Source organism: Niameybacter massiliensis, assembly GCF_001282685.1.
GTDB lineage: Bacteria > Bacillota > Clostridia > Lachnospirales > Cellulosilyticaceae > Holtiella > Holtiella tumoricola.
The window spans coordinates 2,552,337-2,575,169 of the sequence record NZ_LN875035.1; the positions used below are offsets into that span (position 1 = coordinate 2,552,337).

General features: G+C 35.0%; 17 protein-coding genes. All 17 read right to left on the reverse strand.

Annotated features, from left to right (window positions below):
• Positions 1-64: 64 nt before the first annotated feature.
• The 17 genes from dhaL to BN2390_RS17765 all read right to left on the reverse strand — a co-directional run bounded on the left by dhaL (position 65) and on the right by BN2390_RS17765 (position 22,817).
• A complete protein-coding gene (gene dhaL, locus BN2390_RS17685) occupies positions 65-685 on the reverse strand; it encodes a dihydroxyacetone kinase subunit DhaL (protein WP_053985633.1) in 621 nt (206 codons plus the stop codon).
• Positions 686-711: 26 nt separating this feature from the next.
• Complete coding sequence (locus BN2390_RS17690) at positions 712-1,722, reverse strand: dihydroxyacetone kinase subunit DhaK (RefSeq protein WP_053985634.1); 1,011 nt, start codon at positions 1,720-1,722, stop codon at positions 712-714.
• A gap of 31 nt (positions 1,723-1,753) precedes the next feature.
• Positions 1,754-2,239 carry an ureidoglycolate lyase gene (locus tag BN2390_RS17695; protein WP_053985635.1) on the reverse strand — a complete coding sequence of 162 codons (486 nt, stop codon included), beginning with the start codon at positions 2,237-2,239 and terminating at the stop codon, positions 1,754-1,756.
• 11 nt (positions 2,240-2,250) lie between these two features.
• A complete protein-coding gene (locus BN2390_RS17700; RefSeq protein WP_053985636.1) occupies positions 2,251-3,225 on the reverse strand; it encodes an ABC transporter permease in 975 nt (324 codons plus the stop codon).
• A gap of 38 nt (positions 3,226-3,263) precedes the next feature.
• The gene (locus tag BN2390_RS17705; protein WP_053985637.1) at positions 3,264-4,262 is read right to left on the reverse strand and encodes an ABC transporter permease; all 999 of its coding nucleotides are present in this window, start codon (positions 4,260-4,262) and stop codon (positions 3,264-3,266) included.
• Between the two features lies 1 nt (position 4,263).
• Entirely contained in the window at positions 4,264-5,769 is a 1,506-nt protein-coding gene (locus BN2390_RS17710; RefSeq protein ID WP_053985638.1) for a sugar ABC transporter ATP-binding protein, read from the reverse strand.
• Between the two features lie 124 nt (positions 5,770-5,893).
• Entirely contained in the window at positions 5,894-6,979 is a 1,086-nt protein-coding gene (locus tag BN2390_RS17715; RefSeq protein WP_242847692.1) for an autoinducer 2 ABC transporter substrate-binding protein, read from the reverse strand.
• 367 nt (positions 6,980-7,346) lie between these two features.
• Complete coding sequence (locus BN2390_RS17720; protein ID WP_053985639.1) at positions 7,347-8,090, reverse strand: alpha/beta hydrolase; 744 nt, start codon at positions 8,088-8,090, stop codon at positions 7,347-7,349.
• 187 nt (positions 8,091-8,277) lie between these two features.
• Positions 8,278-10,047 carry an ABC transporter ATP-binding protein gene (locus BN2390_RS17725; RefSeq protein WP_053985640.1) on the reverse strand — a complete coding sequence of 590 codons (1,770 nt, stop codon included), beginning with the start codon at positions 10,045-10,047 and terminating at the stop codon, positions 8,278-8,280.
• Positions 10,040-11,860, reverse strand: coding sequence for an ABC transporter ATP-binding protein (locus tag BN2390_RS17730; protein ID WP_053985641.1), 1,821 nt, complete (start codon positions 11,858-11,860; stop codon positions 10,040-10,042). The genes BN2390_RS17725 and BN2390_RS17730 overlap by 8 nt, the downstream gene beginning before the upstream one ends.
• 115 nt (positions 11,861-11,975) lie before the next feature.
• Positions 11,976-13,595: a sigma-70 family RNA polymerase sigma factor gene (locus BN2390_RS17735; RefSeq protein ID WP_053985642.1), complete on the reverse strand. Its 1,620-nt coding sequence runs from the start codon at positions 13,593-13,595 to the stop codon at positions 11,976-11,978.
• 147 nt (positions 13,596-13,742) lie between these two features.
• Entirely contained in the window at positions 13,743-14,705 is a 963-nt protein-coding gene (locus BN2390_RS17740) for an acetylxylan esterase (protein ID WP_053985643.1), read from the reverse strand.
• A 25-nt stretch (positions 14,706-14,730) separates the two neighbouring features.
• Positions 14,731-16,878, reverse strand: a complete 2,148-nt coding sequence (locus BN2390_RS17745; RefSeq protein WP_053985644.1) for a glycoside hydrolase family 3 N-terminal domain-containing protein — start codon at positions 16,876-16,878, stop codon at positions 14,731-14,733.
• 100 nt (positions 16,879-16,978) lie between these two features.
• Complete coding sequence (locus BN2390_RS17750) at positions 16,979-19,129, reverse strand: glycoside hydrolase family 3 N-terminal domain-containing protein (RefSeq protein WP_053985645.1); 2,151 nt, start codon at positions 19,127-19,129, stop codon at positions 16,979-16,981.
• A 53-nt stretch (positions 19,130-19,182) separates the two neighbouring features.
• A complete protein-coding gene (locus tag BN2390_RS17755) occupies positions 19,183-20,205 on the reverse strand; it encodes a LacI family DNA-binding transcriptional regulator (protein WP_053985646.1) in 1,023 nt (340 codons plus the stop codon).
• 83 nt (positions 20,206-20,288) lie between these two features.
• Positions 20,289-21,872, reverse strand: coding sequence for an extracellular solute-binding protein (locus BN2390_RS17760; RefSeq protein ID WP_053985647.1), 1,584 nt, complete (start codon positions 21,870-21,872; stop codon positions 20,289-20,291).
• 48 nt (positions 21,873-21,920) lie between these two features.
• Positions 21,921-22,817 carry a carbohydrate ABC transporter permease gene (locus BN2390_RS17765; protein ID WP_242847693.1) on the reverse strand — a complete coding sequence of 299 codons (897 nt, stop codon included), beginning with the start codon at positions 22,815-22,817 and terminating at the stop codon, positions 21,921-21,923.
• Positions 22,818-22,833 lie beyond the last annotated feature (16 nt).

Genomic DNA, 22,833 nt, shown 5'->3' on the forward strand with positions numbered 1-22,833 from the left:
TCTACTGACTTTTAGCCGATATTGAAATAGCCCTTCACAATGAAGGGCTATTTCAACAAACTATCTAGAAGAGATTACAAAATCCCTTCATCATTAGCATAGCTACTGCTGCACCAGGGTCTTGTAGCGTTCTAGAAGCTTCCCCTCTTGTAGCTGCACGTCCATGTACAGCTATCATCGTTGTTGTATTCTCAAAGCCTTTACATGCTGCCTCGTATGCTTTCTTAGCAGCTGACTCTAATGATTCATCAGTATCAATAGCTTCCTCTAGAGCTTCTACTGCTGGATATAAACCGTCTAAAAATGTTTTTTCTCCAACTTTAGCTTTACCTCTATTTGCTACACCTTCTAAATATCCTTTAAAGAGGAGTGTAATGTCTTGATTACTCAACTCTTCTTTTCCTTTAAGCCTTTTTCCAGCTTCCATAAGACCTGATGCCATAAGAGTACCCATTGTAGAAGGTACTGCTGTAGACATAGCTTTACCTGCTGTGTAAAGTACTTTACCTGTATCCTTTTCTTCTATTCCCATCACCTTTTCATAGGCTGCTTTAAATCCATCACTCATAGTAAGACCAAGATCACCATCTCCAACTACACTATCAAGTTCAATAAGATAATCTCTATTATCACACATAATCTTTTGAATCTCATCTAATAGTTTTACAACAAATGCTGTACTCATATGAATCCCTCCCTAAAATGTATCTACTATAGTTGTACAAAGAATGGTGTTTGTGCTGGAGCATCTAATAATTCTTTTAGCTCATCATCTAATTTCAGTAATGAAATAGAGAATCCTGCCATTTCAAGAGATGTAGCATATTCACCAACATAATAACGATGTACACTGATTCCTTTTTCTTTTAGAAATGCATCAATACGTCTTGTCACAATGTATTGTTCATCTAAAGATGTTGCACCAAGTCCATTTACAAGTACAGCAACTTCATCTCCTGATACATATGGAATATCTGCTACAACCTTTTCTAACATTTCATCCACTATGGCATCAGCTGGCTCAAGTTTTGCACGACGAATGCCAGTTTCACCGTGAATACCCATACCAATTTCCATTTCGTCTTCACCAATTGTAAACCCAGGTTTACCTACTCTAGGTACAATACATGGTGTAAGCGCAACACCCATCGTTCTTACATTTGCAGCGGCTTTTTCAGCTACACGTTTCACCTCATCTAAATTCATCATTTTATCTGCAGCTGCTCCTGCACACTTGTAGACAAATACAATTCCTGCTACACCACGTCTTGTATTTTTCTCTCCTTCTTTTGATGGTCCAGCAGATGCTACATCTTCACCTGCTACTACACTTTCTACTCGAATATTTTCTTCAAAGTCTGCCATTTCTGCTGCCATATCAAAGTTAAAGATATCCCCGTTATAGTTACCATAGATATAGAGTACGCCTGCACCTGAATCAATAGCTTTGGTTACTTCAAGCATTTGCTCTGCACTTGGTGATTGGAATACATCCCCTACAGAACATCCATCAAGCATGCCCTTTCCTACATAGCCTAAGAAAAGTGGTAAGTGACCAGATCCACCACCTGTTGCTATACCTACTTTACCTGGCTTTTTATTCACACTAACTAAACAATGTACATCTTCTCCTGTATAAGTAATAAGATCTGGATGTGCAATATATAAACCTTCTAACATTTCTTTTACATAATTTTCTGGTTGGTTAATAATTTTTTTCATTTTTAATTCCCCCTATTTAAATTTAATTTGTTTAAGCTAATGTTATTTCAAAGTACTCTTCTTCCTTATAGTCCACAACTGTACAATCATTAAAGTAAATACGTTCTGGTAAGGTAATAAGCACATGTACAACCTCATTATGAATAGGCAACGGTGCAAGATGCCATACGCCCGTCTTAAGAACTACCATCGTACCACGTGGTACAATAAAAGCTTCAGTTAAATGTGGTACAGGTGTTGTAGAAGGTGGCGCTACATGTAATACAATGTCATCATCTAATGCCAATATGCCTTCAGGCGTTGTATTATGATATTCTGCTGCTGTAATAATCATTTTCTCAGGTTTAGCTGAAGCAAGAGCAGAAAATCCAATAGGCATCTGCCCACTTACTGGCATTAGAACATGATCGGGATAAAATGCTCCTAAATGATTACCTTCTGGATGTACCATATCAAAATAATTTCCATAAGCTTTAAAGCCTTCTGCACTTAATTCCTTTGCTTTTATACTTCTCATTTAAATCCCCCCTATCTTGTCACTTTTTTGCGTTCAATTAAATGTGTTGCAACCATAACAACAATTAGAATAAGCCCCCATACACATGTTTTGATAAAGGCATTAACACGTAAAATGTTAAAGGCACTAGATACAAGTTGGAGTACAATAATAGCTAGTGTGACACCTATTACTTTTCCTTTTCCTCCGTCTGGATGTGTTCCACCTAGCACAGCAATAAGCAATGTAAGTAATGTATAACTTGAACCATAATCTGATTTAGCTGAATTATAGTGAGAAACCATCAAAATTCCACTAATTGCTCCTAATACGCCTGATGTCATATAAGTAATCATAGTAACTTTTAAATTATTAATCCCCGCATACCTTGAAGCAATGTGATTACTACCCATAAAGCATAATTCTTTGCCATATGTTGTTGACTTCATTAAAAAACACATCATCACAACAACAATTGCAAAAATGACTACTGGAACTGGAATGCCAAGCACTGTACCATTCGTTAATAAAGTAAAGGATTGTGGCAATCCTGTAATAGCTGGTCCCTTTGTGATAATAAGTCCTATACCTGTATAAAGTTGTAAGCCACATAAGGTAACAAGCATAGCTGGTATTCGTAAATAACCGATAAAAAATCCATTAAAGGCACCGCAGATAGCGCCTACCACTAAAGCACATAAGATCCCTATAAGCATAGCTGGCAAGGTTCCACCCATTGCTACCATTACAACAGCTCCTACAATACCTGATAGATTGGCAATTCCTACTAGAGATAAGTCAATCCCTCCCGAAATCATAGCAAGCATCATTCCAAAAGCTAATATTCCGAACTCTGGAAACTGGCTTCCCATACCCTGGAAGTTCTTAACACTTAAAAATGCCTTGGGTTGTAAAATCCCCATAACGAGTGTAATCAAAACTGCTATAATGATTAAACCCATTATGTTTTTATCTATTTTCTTTATTTGGGTTTTCATTTTCTCCATATTCCTTCTCACTCCCTTAGCTACTTTCTTCTTATCTATTAAATTTTAGCTTTTGCTTCAATGTGCCTTACTCTTATAGATGTAATTACAGTTCCAATAACAATAATTAGACCTACTATAAAAGTTTGGAAATGTGTTGGAATACCTAGCATAATTAAGTTATTTTGAACAAGTGCAATAAGGGTTACACCAAGAATCGTACCAAACACTGTTCCATGTCCTCCTGTGATACGTGTACCACCTATAACCACTGCTGCAATAACCATCATCTCACTACCCATTAATACCTGTGGACTTGCTTGTCGCATTAAGATTGTATATGTCATACCACCAATTCCTGCTAATAAACCTGCTGTCATATACACAATAAATTGGATTTTTGTAATACTAAAACCAGCTATTCTCGCTGCATTTTTATCTCCACCTATTGCGTAAATGCCTCTTCCAAGCATGGTATGTTTTAATATAAAATAGCCTAAAATATAAAGCACTATAGGAATCAAAACAAGTATTGTCAAAGAATATTTAATCCCATCTTGGTTGATATAAGTATAAATAAATTGTTGTGAAAGACGATCCACATTAGGAGGAATTTTAGAAATATCTTTAGCACCTAAAAAAGCCAATGTTGCGCCATTAACCAAGCTACTTACTCCTAAGGTTGCAATAAGTGGTGGTATTTTTACTTTGGATATAAGTACTGCATTAATGAATCCAAAGCCTAATCCAATCCCCCCTGCCATTGCAAATGCAAAAAGTGCACTATCAATTTCAAAGGCATTCATAAACTTAATCGTTGCATAGAGTGACATACATGCTACTGCCGGAAAGGATACATCTATGCCACCTGACACAATGACAAGCATTTCAGCTATAGCAAAAATCAAAGTTACAAGCATTGCTCTTACTAAACTAATTCCTGTTTGAGGTCCAAAGAATATAGGATTAACAATCCCAATAATCAAGCTAAGCCCTATGATCATATAGGCTACAATCATCTCATTTGAGCTTACAATTTGTTTCACTTTCTTATGCATTCTAGTGGCCCCCTCTCTTATTAATCTCACTACTTAATAACGCTGATAGCTTCGCTTCATCTAAATCTTTACTGCTTTCCTTAGCCACTATACGACCATTTTGTAAAACAATTACCTTATTACAATTATGGATAATTTCAGATAGATCATCTGAGATAATGATGACACCCACTCCTTGTGAAGCAAGTTCATGGAGAATCTTATGAATATCCGCTTTAGCACCAATATCTACACCAACTGTTGGGCCATTCAAAATGATTAAATCTGGTTCTGTGTTTAACCATTTTGCTATAACAACCTTTTGTGCATTTCCACCTGACAAAGTATTAATAGGTGCTTGTGGTGAAGACGCTACGCAGCCAATCTTTTGAATCCACATCTTTGTTGTTTCTAACATGGCCGCATGATCTAATTTAAACTGATTGAAATACTTCTTAACTGAAGCAGCTATTGTATTATCTTCTATAGAACGTTCTAAGAATAAACCTTGCGTCAACCTGTCTTCTGGCACATATGCAATCTTATGTTTAACTGCATCTTGCACTGATTTAATCATAATTTTCTTTTCATTTAATAAAACTGTACCTGACTCAGCAGGTGCTAGCCCAAAAAGGGCATCTCCTATTTCTCCACGTCCTGACCCAAGTAAACCTGTTATGCCAAGTACATCCCCTTTATGTAAGTTAAAGCTAATATCCTCAAAAGCTCCTTTTTTGGTATAATGCTCTACTCTTAAAATTTCTTCTTTTGATTCTTCTGGTCTATAAAGGGCTTCTTCAATTTCTCTACCTGTTAAGCATTTAATAAAACGTTGCCTATCAAATTCCTCAATAAGACCATGTGCTACATTTTTTCCATTTCTTAGTACAGTCAGCTTTTCTGCGATTTGATAAATTTCATCTAACTTATGATTCACAATCACAACCGCAATATTTTTATTTTTAAGATTAATAATGATTTCATTTAAACGCTCTACCTCTTTAGCTGTTAAAGCTGTTGTTGGCTCATCCAAAATAACCAATTTTGCATCATTCATAATGGCACGACAAATGGCTACAATTTGTTTATTAGCTACAGAAAGCCTTTCTACAAGAACATCCGGGTCAATATTCACCCCAATACGCTCCATTGCTTCTTTGGCAAGTATACGCGCCTTTTTCCAATCCATTCTTTTTGCACCCGTCATAAGTGCTTGGTTCATAGCAATATTTTCTGCTACTGTTAAGTTAGGAAAAATTGCAAAATCTTGATAAATAACTTGAATACCCATTTTGATAGCATCAATTGGTGTGAGCTTGTTAATCTTTTTTCCTTCAATGATAATCGTGCCCTCTGTTGCATCATGTACTCCTGAAATCACTTTAATTAAAGTAGATTTACCACATCCATTTTCCCCAGCAAGACAATGTACTTCTCCTAGTCTTACTTCTAAATCCACACCTTTTAGTGCATGGACACCACCAAAAGATTTTTTAATTCCCTCCAACTGTAAAAATACGTCTCCCATAACTCGCCTCCATCCATGCTACCATCTATTAATTGAAATACTTGATAGGTGATAGCATGAATTTTTCGGCGTATACCTTATTTTCATGCTATCATCTTATTTCTAGCTTACTCGCTCTTTATTCTTAGAAATCATACGCTGGATCATTAACGTTATCTTTTGTAACATCAATCCAAGCTTGACCTGTTAACACTTTATCTGTAAGGGTTAAATTGTCATATCCTTCTATACCAAGGTTTAAACCTGTTGTTACGTCTTCTTCATTTAACACTTTAAGCGCAAGTTCAATCATCGCTTTACCTGCAAGTGCTGGATCCCAGAAAGAAATCATATCAATGGTTCCATTTTCTACATATTTACCTGATACAGATACTAATGATGTGCCTGCGATCTTCACTTTACCTGCAAGCCCTAACTCTTCAACTGCTAATGCTGCACCTGCTACGTCTGCCATAGCTGAACCTTGAATAGCAGCAATACTTGGATTTGCTGTTAATACTTCTTTAACTTTGTTATATGAAGTAGATTGGTCATCTGCTGTTTCAATTTTATCTCCATATACTTTCATATTAGGGAATTTTTCTTCTTGTAAAGCACGACTTGCATCTACCCATTGATTATGTGATTGAGAAGTTAATGCACCTACTTCAAGGATGTATTCACCTTCACCACCTGTAATTTCACCTAATTTCTCCATAAAGTGTCTACCATACTCATCATTATCAAATGCTTCAATATCGTAGTCTATATTTTCCATACCACTTGCTTCATGAGCAATAACAACAATACCTGCATCTCTTGCTTTCTTTAAAACAGGTTCAAGTGATTCTGTAGAAAATGGTACAACACAAATTGCGTCCACATCTTGTGCAATTAAATCTTCAATAACTTGAGCTTGAAGTGCACCATCACCTTCTGATGGACCTGTATAGAAGGCATCTACTCCTGTTTCTTTTGCATATTCTTTAACTCCAACTTCCATTCTTTGGAACCAAGCAATACTTGTTAGCTTAGGTACCACTGCAATCTTATAATCTTTTTCCTCTCCCTTACTATCACCACCATCTGTACTTGGCGCTGAACTGTTAGAAGAAGTATTTGAGTCACTTGATGTCCCTTGACTAGATTCAACTGTTCCACAACCTGCTAGAGAAAATACCATTGTTGCACATGATAATAAAGCCAAAAACTTTTTTGTCACTCTTTTCATTTTATTTCCCCCTATTTGTTTAACTGTTTTTAATTACTTTTATTAAACTTTTTACGCTGTTTAATAAAATGTTTAATAAATTTAAATTAATTCTAGTATAATTTTTTATAATTGTCAATAAAATTATATATTTATTTTAGTTATTTTAAATATTTTAATGCTAAATTTTAAATATTTTATAGTAAATATTGACTACTATTTTTACTTTTTACATATATATACATTTGTTTATTATTAAACAAACTAAACATTTTATTTTTGTTTAATCATGTTTTTTCTTTATGAATATCAATACATTTTTTTAATAAATAAAACCGTATAGAAATTACTTGGCATTAAGTAACTTCTATACGGTTTATAACTCACTTTATAACTGCTCAAAAAACTTCATCACTTTCTGGATTCCCTCATCCCAGAAATTCCAATCATGTACACCTTCCCATTCTTCAAAGGTAAAATTAAATTCAAGTTTTTCTAGATGTGCTTTAAAAGCTTTGTTTTCCTTATATAAGAAATCTTCTGTACCACAGGCAATCATTAGTCTAGGTCTTGCTTCTTGTGGTAAATCCATAAGTTTTTCACTTAAATGATAAAGATCATAGCTAGGGTCTATTAGTTTATCTCCTATAATTGCTTTGATTAGTTTATCTTCCCTGCCTCTTTCTGTGATTCTTGCCTTAATATCACAAACAGCTGAAAGAGCACCACAAGCTTTATATTGATCAGGCTTGCTTAAAGCACATAACATGCTTCCATATCCCCCCATAGAAAGTCCTGCTATATAAGTCTTTTCCCTATCAGGTTGGATACCAAACATCTTCTCACAAAGCATAGGTAATTCTTCTGTTATATAAGTATAATAATTCCCACCATACTCCATATTGGTATAAAAACTAATATGGACTTCTGGCATAATCACAATATAGCCATATTGATTGGCGTAATGCTCAATGCGTGTCCATCTTGACCAAGCCCCGCATCCGTCAGACATACCATGAAGTAAATAAAGTACTTTAAGCTCCTTATCACATGTATCATAAGGTAAGATCACATTAAGACCTACATTCATTCCTAAAGATTTTGCAAATATTTCTCCTTTAAAAAAAGCCATTTTATGCCTCCTCTATTTTCTTTTTAAAACGTATACGCCTATTAATTTTTATATTATCAGAATATTATTCATCTATCAACTTTTATATCTTCCCCCTGTGTCATAACACTATAACAAAGCCACCTTAATTTAACCTTTATACTCTGTCTACACAGAAAAAGGCTTTTAAGGTGGCTCTTAAACCTTATTACGCTACATACCATGCTTCTTGTGTTTTATACATTTCAGCATAGATACCCTCTTGCTCTATAAGTTGGGCATGACTACCTTGTTCTACTATCTTTCCATCATGGAATACAATGATACGGTCTGTACGTTTGGCAAATCCTAAACGGTGAGAAATAAAGAGCACAATACGTTCACCTGCTAACTTATAAATCAAATCATAAATTTCAATTTCTGAGATAGGGTCAAGATAAGCTGTAGGTTCATCTAATACCCATATTTTTGCCTCCGGGTTAGCTAATAGCCTTGCTATAGCTATACGTTGCCATTGTCCTTTTGAAAGATCTACACCTTCTTGAAGCTGCCCAAGCATGGTATCTATACCTTGTGGCAATTTAGTTACCATCTCTTTTAATCCTACTTGTTCTAAGCATTTCCAGATCTCTACATCTGTAAACTTCTTCCCGATATAGCCTAATTCAATATTCTCACGAATAGTCAATTGATACTGGGCAAAGTCTTGTAAAATACAAGAAGACAAACTGGATAGTGGAATCTTTTCTTCTCCACTTCCTTCTATATTAATAGTGCCTTCAAAGCGATCTGTAAGGTCTAATAGAATATTGGTAAAAGTCGTCTTCCCACTTCCATTGTGTCCTACTATAGCAATTTTTTCCCCTAACTTAATATTGAGTTCTACGCCTTTAAGACTTTTATTTTGTGCTTGTGGATAGGCGTAGGCGAGTTGATCAAAGTGAATCCCTTTAAAATCTTGGCTAGACACATTACTTGACTTTTCCACTTCTTCTAACTTAAGTAAGTTGAAGAAGCTTTCTACAAAACCATATTGCGTACGGGCATCATTGACACTATATTGAATGCCCGTCACTAAGTCTAGTACGTAGTTAAAAAGTTGATTACAGAGCATTAAAAAACCAATTTCATGCTTACCTACAGCTATCTCATAGCCTACAAAAATCAACATAGCGATATAGGGTAAATTAATCAGGAATCTTGCCGTTTGAAAAGTAATTTCATATTTCCCAAAGATTTTCATCTGTACCTTATATTCTGCATGATAGAGTTGCTCCCACCTATCGGCTACAAATCCAAAGAGCCTATTGAACTGATACTCTTGATGAGTCACTTTATCTCCACTTAAACTGAAGAAATAATTTTGTTTTTGTTTATAAGGTTGGAGTTCATCCCACGCATCCTTCACTTGCTTATAGACTTTTTCAAAGGCTTTATTCATAAACAAGAGTAATACCAAGTATGCAACTACTGCAACGAGATTAATCTGTGCCAGTAAGGTTAGGAATATCACGCCACCTAATACAAAGTAAACCCCTTGCATCATCAGTCCTACAAAGTTTTTCATCTGTTCTAAAGACTTTTCTCTTACCTTATGAATTTCTACTGCTGTCTCATGATTTTCGTAATACTCCCAATTGACCTTCCCAAGTTTCCGTCCTAAGGCATATTCAAAGTCATAACTCATATGAAGCATCAGCTTGTTATCTAGGAGATCTTTTGCTATACCCAACAAATAAAAAATCAAGGAACCAAGAGCAAATAAACTTACACCTACTATAACCTCATTGATATGCGCTTGCCCTTCAAACAAACGATAGGCACTATTTGTTGTATACTCGACAGACTTCATACTCAGTAGAGCACCAAATACGCCAATAATTTCTGTAAGCACGCGTCCAATATAAGCCCCTTTATGACTTTTGTAAGCAAACTGATTGGCTTCTATAAGCGCCTTAAGTGCTGGCATCTTATGCATAACATACCTCCTCCTCTTCATAAAGAGCCTGTTGAGCTGTAAATAAAGTATAATAATAACCTTTACGTGCCATAAGCATCTCATGGGTTCCATCTTCTACGATTTTGCCCTCTTCCATCATACAAATACGATCCGCCATCCTTGCAAATCCAATGCGATGGGAGATAATAAGCGCTGTCTTATCTTCTATAATTTCACCAAACTGCCCAAGCATTCTCATTTCTTCTAACGGATCAATAGATGCAGTAGGTTCATCTAATATGAGTACATCTGGCTCACCCATATAAGCACGAGAAAGGATAATGCGCTGCCACTGTCCACCACTTAGATCTTGCCCCTCCTTGCTATATTCCTTGCCTAGAATAGTGTCTATCCCCTTTGGCAACTTTCTTATCACCTCTTCTAGATTTCCTTTAGATATGGCTTTTTGAATAGCATACTCCTCTTCAAAAGCTTCAATCATCCCTACCGCTACATTTTCCTTCAAGCTCATGCTATAGCGACTAAACTCTTGAAAACCAATACCAAAATAACGATATAATATTTCTTTAGGTACTTTTCTAAGCTCTACACCATTAAAGAGAATCTCTCCTTCATAGTCTTCTAAAAGCCCACACATCAACTTAGATAAAGTCGTTTTCCCACTCCCATTATACCCAAGTAAACTCACTACCTCTCCACGTCTTAGGGTTAAGTTAACACCCTTAACCGCATAGTTTTCACTCCCTGGATATTTATAAGAAACATTTAGGAACTCAAGGGTCTCAAAATCTCCTAATTTTCCTTCTGCCTCACTGAGTAACTGATAATCATCTATGGCTTTAAGTTGATGAAGGCTGGTTCTACCTGTAAATCCTTCATACTTTTCAACATATTTATCGTTTTCTGCTAGATCCTTGGTCAGTACATTAATTACACTAGATATGGCACTGGTTAAGGTCATCATCATCCCATTAAGAAAGACAAAATCGCCTACAGCAAGACTGCCATTTGCCACTAACATCAGAAAATAAACGCTAAGTCCATAGGTCATGGCCATCTGTGCAATGCCTGCCACTTTGCCTAACCCTATCGCCTTCACTTCAAATTGGTACTTTCCTTTCATATAGCCGCTGTAAGTAGACGCCCATTTTTTAAGAAATCTTTCTTGAAGTCCAAATAGACGTAGTTCCTTAGCATGGGTTCTTGAAGAAAGAAGTTCCATATAATACTTAGCTTGACGTTCATCATTAATATAAGTTTCTTGTAAGGCAACACGCTTTTTGACCACATACTGATTAATACCAATCAATATAAAAGCTAAGAGGCTCATATAAACAACAATCAATGGATTGAAATAAGAAATGGCCCCAACTGCCAAAATCACACGGTAAATGGATAAAGTCAGTTTATTAAATACCGTTACAGCAATATTCGCTGTATGATCGATATTATTTTTTACAAAAGCATATTGATCATAAAACTTACTCTCATAAAAAGCATCTTGCTTAGTCCTATAGCTCTTATGTAAAAAATATTTAGCAAATATACGCTTGGCTTTATGACTGTAAGCTGTAATCATCATCTTTTCAAAGTTACCTGTATTCCCACCAATACAAATCAAAAGAAAAAAAAGTAAAATAGGAAAAGCAATTTTAACAGATACTTGCCCACTAGCCTGGGCATCCATCAATACATCTGTTGCTAACTTAAAACTATACCCTATACCTAATTGGCTAAGGGCAATAATAAATAGCGCAATCATATTCAAACTAAAAAATATCGGTGAAGCACTTACTGTAATCTTACAAAAATGCATCAATCGTCTAAACATTTCTACCTCCTTATTTTTAGAGCTATTCTTTTTTAATAACTCTAATAACCTAGTTCCTATCTTCTAACCAACTAATACCAATACCTCCTCTTACCCTAAGAACATCTTTCAAAATCTACTTCTCAGATTGGGTATATAAAAGGGTAGCTATTGCTTTTTGTTGTGATGCAGTTGGTTCTTGAAGTACACCTTGATTTAGCATTTCTTCAAACACATAAGGCCACAGATGTTGCATACGTCCCTGAGCTAAATAACGTAACGTTTTATGCATATGAGCTGGATGCCCTACCTTGGTCATCTTGTAGCATTTCTCATCATATTCAAGGAGTTTCTTACGAAGGGTATCTGAAGGCTTTGGAAAAAGGTTTTTAAGTTTTTCCATTTGCTCCTTTCCTGCTACATGAACCACATTGAGCTTATACCCCTCTGGTGTTCTTACAAGATATTCTTTTTCCAAAAGTCTGCTATAAATCTCTTGTGTCACTTCACTTTCGATCAGTTGCCCTGTTACAAAATACATCATTCCCACATAATCACTATATTTATTATCACGCCAATCTAGCTCTCTGTGGCTCCAGTAAGTACCCACTTGCCAACCATAGACTTTATTGTCTTCCCCATCATCCCTTGTCATCACCATAGCACCATATTTCTCTTGGTCATAAGAAAGTTCTATCGGCCTATCTAGTAGTGCAATGGCAATATACTTACCACCATCCTTGCGATAAACCATAACCTCATCCGATTCAATCTGATAAGCTTCTGGAATATCAAAGAATTGTATCGCATAAGGAATCAACGTCCAAAGTAGACAATTAAAATCTTGGTCAGGATAATAAATTCCTATCTCCTTAATTGCTGGCTCTAGAGCTAAAAACTGTTTGTAATATTCCTCGTATAAGATTTTCCCATATTCCTTTGCTAGCTTATGAAAAGCTTCTTCTTCACTTGCAGAAGGCTCTCTAATAATCATCTGTGTTTGATATCTTCCTCCTGGCAAGCACTCCATAAACCCATACTCCTCCAAAATCTTAACCTCATCTTCTATAAACACAGGTGAGATACCAAGTTCCTCAGACAGTTCACGTATGGTTCTTGGCTCATGGTAAGCCGCATAGACAATATTTTGTGTAATTACCTTAGCAAGAAAATCACGAGTATCCCCCTTTGTTCCTGGTTGACCTGTATGCCCCATATCTAGAAACTTTATAGGATTGATTCCTAAGTTCCCTATCGTCCGTATTGCTTTCATCCCTGTTTTCAACTCCTTTTTGGCATCAAATAAATTCCACTTTACTGTTCCTTCTGAAAGTTCTAGTTCTTCAGCAATCTCTTTGATTTTCTTCTGTTTATAATAATAAGACACCACAATCTCTCTTTGTTGCTTAGAAAGATAAGCTATTTCTCGCCTCAAGGTCCCTTCTGTTTCTTGGTCTATATAGCTTTTATCTGGACCATCCTCATGACCACTACTACTCGCCTCATCTAACTGTAACTCACATTTTTTCTTAGTCTTTTCTGAAATATATCTTGCCCATACATTGTGGGCAACCTTAAACACGTAACTATTCATATCTACAAAGTCATCCTTGTGACAAAGCACATGATAAACTTCTAGGATAATACGTGAAGCAAGCTCCTCGGCTTCTTCTGAATTACCCATTTTATTAAGAGCAAACCCATACATAGGTCGTGTATAATATTCAATAATCTGATCCGCGCGTTTCTTCTCCATGGCCCCTCCTTAAAAAGCTTTCATCTATATAGTGTAGCAAAAAACAAAAAGGTTGGAAAAAAATTTAAAAATATTTATATAAAGTAAAACCACCTTAAGAGTGACTTAAAGTGGTTTATTTTGTATCTTTTATTTATTATATAAATCCTATAGTTCTATTACCTTCAACACTTTATTTAGATATTCTAGCTTGATTGTTGTATGTTTACGTCCGCCACCTTCATGTCCATTAAAGGGATATATATATACTTGCTTTTCTGATTTTATTCTATTATAAGTAGCAAAATATAATTCTGCAGGACATACAGAATCTTTAAGTCCTACTGAAGCCAGCACTCTACATCTAATTAAATCCGCCATATTCATAGTATCAAAATAACTCAACGTCTCAAAAACTTTATCTATATACTCTGGATATTCTCTTAAATATTCTGCCACACACTTAAATGCTCCATTTTCATTTTCTACTCGTTTGTCAATATTACTATTACTCGGAACATCTGCCAGAGCAATTATAGGTCTAGGATCCAGGGCAGCTACTGCCATCACCAATCCTCCACCTTGACTTCCCCCTTCTATTATTATCCGATCCTCATCTACTTCAGGTTGATTGATCGCAAAATCAATAGCCTTTATACAGTCTATATAAAGTGCCCTTAAATAATATTCTTCTTTATTTAGTATCCCTTTGCATATTACAGATTGTGTATTTCCACTATTAATCTTGGCATGATTTCCAGTTGCACCTAGTTGTTCACGACAATCTATAGCTAATACAGCCATCCCAGACATTACCCAATGCATATACTCCCATGGTTCACCTGAACTATTTCCAAATCCATGATAATGTATAAGACAAGGGTATTTCTCCTTTTTCTTTTGGGGTACAATGAACCATCCATGTATATCCGTTGTATCAAATCCATTATATACAATTTTATAAACTGTAATATCCGGTATAGGATAATCCACCTTTTCTCTCCTTATATTAAGTGGACTATCTTTCGCATGCTCTAATGTCTGCTTCCAAAACATTTCAAAATCATCTTGTTTAGTAAGTGGTGGTACATAATCATATAACTTTTTACTTATTTGTTCTATATAGCTCATCGTCTCTCTCCTTTATCCTTATCTACTAACTTATATATTTTCTTACCATTTGAGTATCAGCTGAATTTTTGCCTATCATAATATCGAATTCACCTTCCTCAAAAACATACTCATAATCATATCTATAAAATTTCAACATTTCTTTTGTAATTTCAAATTCTACCCTTTGTTTTTCATAACCTTTTAATACAATTTGTCTAAACCCTTTAAGTTCTTTGATCGGCCTCACAACTGTAGCATAAACATCTCTAATATATAGCTGCACTGTCTCCTTTATTTCTACATTAGATTTGTTAATTACTATTACACTTGCTATCATTTTATTTTTTACAGTTTCTACTTTAAATTCTGTATATTCTGTTTCTCCATAGCTTAATCCATATCCAAAAGGATATAACGGTTCATTTGAGCAGTCCAAGTATCTTGATATATATCTCTCATCTTTCCCACTATAAGGTCTTCCTGTATTATAGCAATTATAATGAACAGGTATCTGTCCTACTGTCTGTGGAAAGCTCATAGCTAGCCTACCCGATGGGTTATATACTCCCGTTATAACATCTGCAAGTGCTCCACTTGATTCTGTACCCAAAAACCAAGCTTCAATTATTGCATCACATACAGGAACAATAGGCTTAATTTCTAGAGGTCTTCCACTAAAAATAATTGCAATTAAAGGCTTATTTAATTGCTTTAGCCTATAAATTAATTTTTCTTGATTATAGGATAATCTTATATTTGTTTTACTCGCTCCTTCTCCTGTATCTTGTGCATTTTCTCCTACTCCTACTATAATTACATCGCAATGCTCTAATTTCTTTATTTCTTCTTCTACCCAATCTTCTATATCAAAACACCCATCTTGCATTGCTCCTAATCCTTTTGTTACTGATGTTATCACATCAAACCCTTTTTCTCTTATGGCTTCCTCTAGTGTAAAGGAATTTTTATCATCTCCTAGTACCCATCCTCCCATCGTACTATCTACAGCCACAAACGGACCAGCCATTCCAATACTCCCGTTTTCTTCTAATGGTAAGATTTGATTATTTTTTAATAGTACAATTGATTCCCTTGCAATTTCCCTCGCCCTTTTTAGATGTTCCTTACACTTATGTAACTTTTGCTCCTCTTTTGCATCTGCGTATCTATAAGGATTATCAAATAACCCTAATTCCTCTTTTAGCATTAATATATTTCTTGTAGCTTGGTTAATTAAATCAATAGATAATCTACCTTCCTCTACTAACTTCTTTCCATATTGAACGTAATGTGTAGACATCATCTCAATATCTATCCCCGCTTCAATACAAGCTTTTGCTGCTCCATATCCATCTTTCACTAATCCGTTAATAACGGTTTCATCAATAGCTCCATAATCAGATATCGTCACACCTTTAAATCCCCATTTATCCCTCAATATATCTCTAAACAAACTTTTATTAGCACTTGTTGGTATACCATCAATTACATTAAATGCAGTCATTACCATTTTTACTCCCGCATCCACTGCTGCCTTATATGATGGTAAATAGTACTGCCAAAGACTATGTTTTGAGAGCTCTACCCAATTGTAGTCACGTCCTCCCTGTGAAGCTCCATATCCAGCAAAGTGTTTTACACAAGCTGCTATTGTTCCTTTATCATTAAGACTGTCTCCTTGAAACCCCCTAACAGCCGCCTCTGTCATCATAGCATTCAAATAAGGGTCTTCACCTGGAGATTCCATAACACGCCCCCACCTTGGGTCTCTAACTAAGTCCGACATAGGTGCAAATGTAAGATGTATCCCTGATGCTGCACTTTCTTTTGCAACAATCTGAGTAGCATCATGATAGTTTTGCGGATTAAAGCTACAGCTTAATGCCAATGGTATAGGAAATACAGTTTTATAACCATAAATAACGTCTGCCATAAACAACATTGGTATCTTAAGCCTACTTTTCTCTAGATAATCATCCTGTAACTTCTTCAACTTATCTGCACCAAAATAATTCAACGTACTTCCTAATCTACTTACTACTGAATTATCTATGCTTAGCGCTTCTAGAGGCCCTGTTATATCCACACCATCTTCTACTCCCCAAAAAAAGGGGGATAACTGGGTCATCTGCCCCAATTTTTCTTCAATCGTCATTTTAGTAATAAGTGCTTCTATTCTTTCACTGCTCATAACACACCCCTTATCGATTACTCTATATGAGTACAATTTGATAAAAAGGAACCGAGATTGTATGATTTTGATCTCGATTCCTTAAAAGTTTGCAATATTCCTATTTAATTAATTCAAATGTTTTCTCTAATCCTTCTTGGCTATTAGGCCCTATTATTATACTAAATTTACCTGACTCTGAATCAAATCCATTTTTTAAAGTATTGTATTTTAACATTTCTTCTGTAATATCAAATTCTACTCTAATTTCCTCATCCGGATTTAAGTATATTTGCTTAAATCCTTTAAGTTCTTTTACAGGTCTCACTGTACTTCCTACCCAGTCTCTTATATAAAGTTGTACAGTTTCTTTTCCTGCTACCTTCCCAACATTCTTTATTTTTACACTTGCCTTTATGCATTCACCTTCAACTAGCTTTTCCTTATCTATATTCATCTCTTCATATGTATAATGAGTGTAACTTAACCCATATCCAAAAGAATACAATGGTGCATTCGGACTATCTATGTACTCTGAGCAATACCCCATTCTACCCTCATCTTTTGGTTTAGGTCTTCCTGTATTGTAATGATTATAATATATTGGAGCTTGGCCTACTGTATATGGAAAGCTCATTGTCAATCTAGCTGATGGATTATAATCTCCATATAAGATATCCGCTAGTGCATTACCAGCTTCTGATCCTGGATACCATGCACTTAAAAGTGCATGAGAGTTTTCACTTACTTCCTTGATTTCTAGTGGTCTTCCACTAAACATAACTGTAACAACCGGTTTGCCTGCTTGTTTTACCAATTTAACTAAAGCTTCTTGAACGCCTGGCAACTTAATAACTGTTCGACTTCCAGCCTCACCAGCCATATCTTCTGATTCACCTACAGCAAGAATGATTACATCACTTTCATCTATAACCTTTAAAACTTCTTCTTCATTAATCGTATCGTCTATAACGTCGCAACCTTTAGCATATTGAACAGCACCTACTTTAGCTTTTATTCCCTCTAATACACTAACTGTAGCTTTTCTATCACCTTGCCAAGACCACGCCCCTAGCAATTCACCTGTATTTCCTAAAGGTCCTATAATTCCTACTTTTTTATTTTTGCTCAATGGTAATACATCTTCATTTTTCAAAAGCACAATAGACTCCCTCGCTACTTCTCTAGCAACTTCTCTATGCTCATCAGAAAATAACAGCTTTGCTTCCTCTCCAACATTGGCCATTTTATACGGATTCTCAAATAATCCTAAATCTTCTTTTAACTTAAGAATTCTATAGACTGCATCATTAACTTGTTGCTCATCTACTCTACCTTCTTGTATAAGTTCTTCTAGATAATGTACATAGTGACTTGTCATCATCTCCATATCAAGTGTAGCATGCATAGCACTTTCAGCTGCTTGCTTACCATCTTCTGCAACACCATGTGTAATCAGTTCTCCCACTGCTGCCCAGTCAGAAATAATAACACCATCGAAGTTCCATTCATCTCTTAAAATATCTTTTAATAAATACTTATTTCCTGTGCTTGGAACACCATGTACAGTATTAAAAGAAGTCATCACAAGTTTTGCACCTGCTTCAACAGCAGCTTTATAAGAAGGTAAATAATACTCTCTCAATGTCCTATCTGATAAGTCTACTGTGTTATACTCACGTCCTGCTTCTGCTGCCCCATATGCAGCAAAGTGCTTCACACACGCACCAATATTATATGGATCATCAAAATTCCCTTGATAGCCTTCTACCATTGCTTTTGCCATACAACTATTTAAGTAAGCATCTTCACCAGTTGATTCTAACACTCTTCCCCATCTTGCATCACGTACTAAATCCACCATTGGAGCAAAGGTAACATGGATGCCTGAAACAGCTGCTTCTATTGCTGATACTCTTGCCATTTTATATGCCGCTTCTATATTCCATGTTGCCCCAATCGCCAGTGGAATAGGGAAAATCGTCTTATAGCCATGTATAATATCTGCCATAAATACCAAGGGAATCCCTAATCTATTATGCTCTAAATATTTTTTTTGAATCTCTATTGCATCTTTCGCATTACCTGTCCCTAATACAGAACCATTAATCCATAGATTTTCTTCTCCTATTCCTAACTCTTCCAAAGGACCTGTAATATCTCCCTGTGTATTAGACTTATATAAAAACGCAATTAATTGGCCTAATTGTCCTATTTTTTCTTTTAAGGTCATTTGGTCTATTAAAGCATAAATATCCACTTTTTTATTCATAATGATCCTCCTTTCATTAAATCTATCTATTTTCTATAAATTATTTTCTCATCTTAAATCGCTCTACATGAGCCCCTTTTCAAGAGTACTGCATCATAAACCAAATGCTTAGATTCTCCTCCTTGAATCATATCAAATAATGTTTCTATAGAAGAAAGAGCCATTTGGTCTGCTGGTTGATAAATTGTATCAATAGACGGATTATAGAACTCCGCTACGTCTATTCCATCAAATCCAACCACAGAAATATCATTTGGAACTGAAAGACCCATTGAAAAAATAGCTTTTGCTGCACCAACTGCAACGACATCTGCAAATGCGAATACAGCTGTCATATCCTTATTTCGCATTATAAGTTGTTTCATCATATTAAATCCATAATTATATCCAGATAATGTAGAATACTCTGATGCCACTAAATCTTCATCCAAAGGTATATTATATTCTTGCAGTGCTTTAACATATCCATTATATCTTAATGAATTTGGCGTAATTATATCTAAGGGTTTGTTGTTAATAAATCCTATTCTTTTATGTCCCAGTTTAATTAAATATTCTGTCGCCTTAAATGCTTCTTTTTCATCATCTATCGTAACACTTGAGTACATACCTAAATCTACCTCACTATTTGCAGCAATGGTTACTAAAACACAAGGTATACCAAGTCTTTCAAACTCTATCTTCGAATGATTAAAAGTTCCTCCCATAATAATTGCACCACATAAATTCCTGTCTTTCGCTTCTCTAATAGCAATTTCTAATTCATCTTCTATACCTGTAACATTCTGAATAATTAATTGATAACCTCTAAGTGCTATCTTTTCTTCTATTACATGAATCATTTTTTGAAAAAATGGATTTTCAATACTTCTAACAAATAGTGCTATATTCTTTGAACTTCCACTCTTCAAATTACGTGCACTTGTATTGGGCATATAATTGTATTCTTTGATAACTTGCATTACACGTTGTTTGGTCTTATCACTTATTGATCCAGTATTATTCATAACACGGGATACTGTAGAAATACTTACCCCTGCCTTTTCTGCTATTGTTTTAATTGTTATTTCTTCCATAATATTGTTCCTACTTCTATTATTTTATTCTTTAGAAAGTGAATCTAAAGAAATATACTTCTTTTAGATTCACTTTCTAATTTTTATTTACTAAATTCAGCTAACTGTGATTTTACCTCTTCAATAACTGTATCAACTCCTGCTTTTTGAAGTTGATTTCTATATTCTGCAACTGCTTCTTTCGGATCCATAGTTGTCTTTCCTAATAGAATTTGTATACCTAACTGAGCATTTACATTAGAAATAGCTGCTAATTCTGTAGTTACTTTGCTATTATCAAAATTAAATCCTACATATGGATTATCAATAGCATTTTTATTCCACTCTTCATTTAGTTCATAGCGTCTTGGGTCTTCTGATGCATATGGAATATTAAATTTATCACTACGTAATGACCAAACTGAGAACCCTCCTCCATCAACAGCAGAATCAAATGTTGCAGGCTTTTCTACTACTCCATCTATAACTTCATATTGTCTACCTTCAATACCATATTGGATTAAATTATAGTATGATTCATCTGTCATAAACTTCTCTATCGCCATTAATGCTCTCTCTGGATTTTTAGAAGTCATACTAATAACAGTTGAATTTTCTACACCCATCTTTCTCTTAATTTTTCCACCTTTTTCAGCAAAACACCAGAAATCTGATTCAATACCAGGTAGTTTTTCTTTCATTGCACCATATTGACCCGTCCAGTCTGCCATATGAGTAATATAAGCAGCAGATAAACCATTCATAAAGTTATCTTTTGCAGATTGTTGAGATGACAATACATCCTTTGTCCAATATCCTTTATCAGCCCACTCTCTCATACGTACTGCAAAATCTTCAAATTCATCTGTGAATGCTGGATGAAATACTTCTTGGTATTCTTCAGCACTTTTAGCCACTAATCCCATTTCAGAAGTCGGAATACCTGGTGCTTCACAAATCCATGTACCTGTAGTATCAATCAATAATTTATATAAATCCATCGCTAAAGAGGAGTTTCCATTTAGAGGTACAAACTCCCCCTCTACAAGTGCTTTGTCCAAATATTCTTCCATTGTTTCAATAGAGTTAACCACCTCTATACCATACTTCTCTCTTAAATCACGTCTTGTTACAAAACCAGCCGGAGTAAACTCACTATATAAACTAGGTACACCATAAATTCTACCATTAACTTTACTCGTTTCCCAAACACTATCTGGAATTTCTGCCTTTAATTTTGGAGCTGCTATCTCTAACATATCTGTAATATCAACAATCGCTCCTTGAGTTGCTAATGTTCCGTATGGTATAGCACTTCCTGTTGAAGCATGTGACATATCAAAATTTTCACCTGATGCAAATAATAATGGATATTTAGTAGATGTATCGCCCCAGTCTATGTATTTAACTTCAATAGTTGCATTAATATCTTCTTTTAACTTTTTATTAATTTCTGATAAAATATCTTTATTTGCAACACCTTCACTTCCCCATAAATAGTACACTAATTTTACTTCTTTAGAAGTATCTACTCCTTGAGCTACTGATTGATTACCTGATCCACTCCCTGTTGATGTTGATCCAGCATTTGAGGTTTTTACTTGTTCAGTTTTTCCACATCCTGTCATTACCCCAACTGTACATGTGATAACTAATGCCATTGAAAAAAACTTTTTAAACTTTTTCATGATATTACCTCCATTTTATTAGTGTTTTTATTTAAATATAAAAAATATCTACTCTTTTACAGCACCTATTGTTAATCCCGTTATAAAATACTTTTGTATAAAGGGATAAAGTAAAATAATTGGTCCTATAGAGACTACGGCTGTCGCCATCTTAATTGACTCTGATGGCAATTCTGACGTATTAATAACCGCTCCTTGTTGCACTAACATTTGTACATTAGCTTGATTTACTACCTTTTGAAGGAAAAATTGAAGTGGAAATTTATCTTGAGATTGTATATATAACATCGCATTATACCATTCATTCCAAAATCCTAATGCTAAGAATAACCCTACTGTTGCTAATGACGGTATAGAAAGTGGCATAAATATCTGCCAATAAATTCTAAAATCTCCAGCTCCGTCAATAGCAGCTGATTCATATAATGAATCAGGTATTGCCTTCATAAAGTTTCTCATTAAAAAGATAGACCACGGACTCATTATCCCAGGTAAAATCATTGCCCATACACTATCTTTTAGATTTAGTACAGATACCATCAATATATAGCTTGCAACCAGTCCACCACTAAATAGTGTTGTAAAATATATAAAAAATGAAATTTGATTTCTGTATTTAAAATCTTTTCTACTTAAAACATATCCTGCCATAGACATGCAAAATAGTTCTAAAACAGTTCCGACTACTGTTATAAAAATTGTTATGCCATATGCATCTACTAGTTTTTTTGCATTTTGAAACAAGAAAGTATAGGCACTAAAATCAAGCTCTTTAGGAATGAGTTTAAAACCTTCTGTAATAATCTCTTTTTCATTCATAAATGATGAAATAACCATTAATACAAATGGGAATAAACAGATTAAAGCAAATACCGTTATTACTATATAAGAAATAATTTTAATTACTAATCCATCTGTATTTTTTTGTTTTAATATCGTATTCACATGCTCTCCTCCCTCT

What these genes read in the sequence shown, in the direction of transcription:
- dhaL (WP_053985633.1), bottom strand. Translation starts at nt 685, where the DNA reads ATGAGTACAGCATTTGTTGTAAAACTATTAGATGAGATTCAAAAGATT.
- BN2390_RS17690 (WP_053985634.1), bottom strand. Translation starts at nt 1,722, where the DNA reads ATGAAAAAAATTATTAACCAACCAGAAAATTATGTAAAAGAAATGTTA.
- BN2390_RS17695 (WP_053985635.1), bottom strand. Translation starts at nt 2,239, where the DNA reads ATGAGAAGTATAAAAGCAAAGGAATTAAGTGCAGAAGGCTTTAAAGCT.
- BN2390_RS17700 (WP_053985636.1), bottom strand. Translation starts at nt 3,225, where the DNA reads ATGGAGAAAATGAAAACCCAAATAAAGAAAATAGATAAAAACATAATG.
- BN2390_RS17705 (WP_053985637.1), bottom strand. Translation starts at nt 4,262, where the DNA reads ATGCATAAGAAAGTGAAACAAATTGTAAGCTCAAATGAGATGATTGTA.
- BN2390_RS17710 (WP_053985638.1), bottom strand. Translation starts at nt 5,769, where the DNA reads ATGGGAGACGTATTTTTACAGTTGGAGGGAATTAAAAAATCTTTTGGT.
- BN2390_RS17715 (WP_242847692.1), bottom strand. Translation starts at nt 6,979, where the DNA reads ATGAAAAGAGTGACAAAAAAGTTTTTGGCTTTATTATCATGTGCAACA.
- BN2390_RS17720 (WP_053985639.1), bottom strand. Translation starts at nt 8,090, where the DNA reads ATGGCTTTTTTTAAAGGAGAAATATTTGCAAAATCTTTAGGAATGAAT.
- BN2390_RS17725 (WP_053985640.1), bottom strand. Translation starts at nt 10,047, where the DNA reads ATGCATAAGATGCCAGCACTTAAGGCGCTTATAGAAGCCAATCAGTTT.
- BN2390_RS17730 (WP_053985641.1), bottom strand. Translation starts at nt 11,860, where the DNA reads ATGTTTAGACGATTGATGCATTTTTGTAAGATTACAGTAAGTGCTTCA.
- BN2390_RS17735 (WP_053985642.1), bottom strand. Translation starts at nt 13,595, where the DNA reads ATGGAGAAGAAACGCGCGGATCAGATTATTGAATATTATACACGACCT.
- BN2390_RS17740 (WP_053985643.1), bottom strand. Translation starts at nt 14,705, where the DNA reads ATGAGCTATATAGAACAAATAAGTAAAAAGTTATATGATTATGTACCA.
- BN2390_RS17745 (WP_053985644.1), bottom strand. Translation starts at nt 16,878, where the DNA reads ATGAGCAGTGAAAGAATAGAAGCACTTATTACTAAAATGACGATTGAA.
- BN2390_RS17750 (WP_053985645.1), bottom strand. Translation starts at nt 19,129, where the DNA reads ATGAATAAAAAAGTGGATATTTATGCTTTAATAGACCAAATGACCTTA.
- BN2390_RS17755 (WP_053985646.1), bottom strand. Translation starts at nt 20,205, where the DNA reads ATGGAAGAAATAACAATTAAAACAATAGCAGAAAAGGCAGGGGTAAGT.
- BN2390_RS17760 (WP_053985647.1), bottom strand. Translation starts at nt 21,872, where the DNA reads ATGAAAAAGTTTAAAAAGTTTTTTTCAATGGCATTAGTTATCACATGT.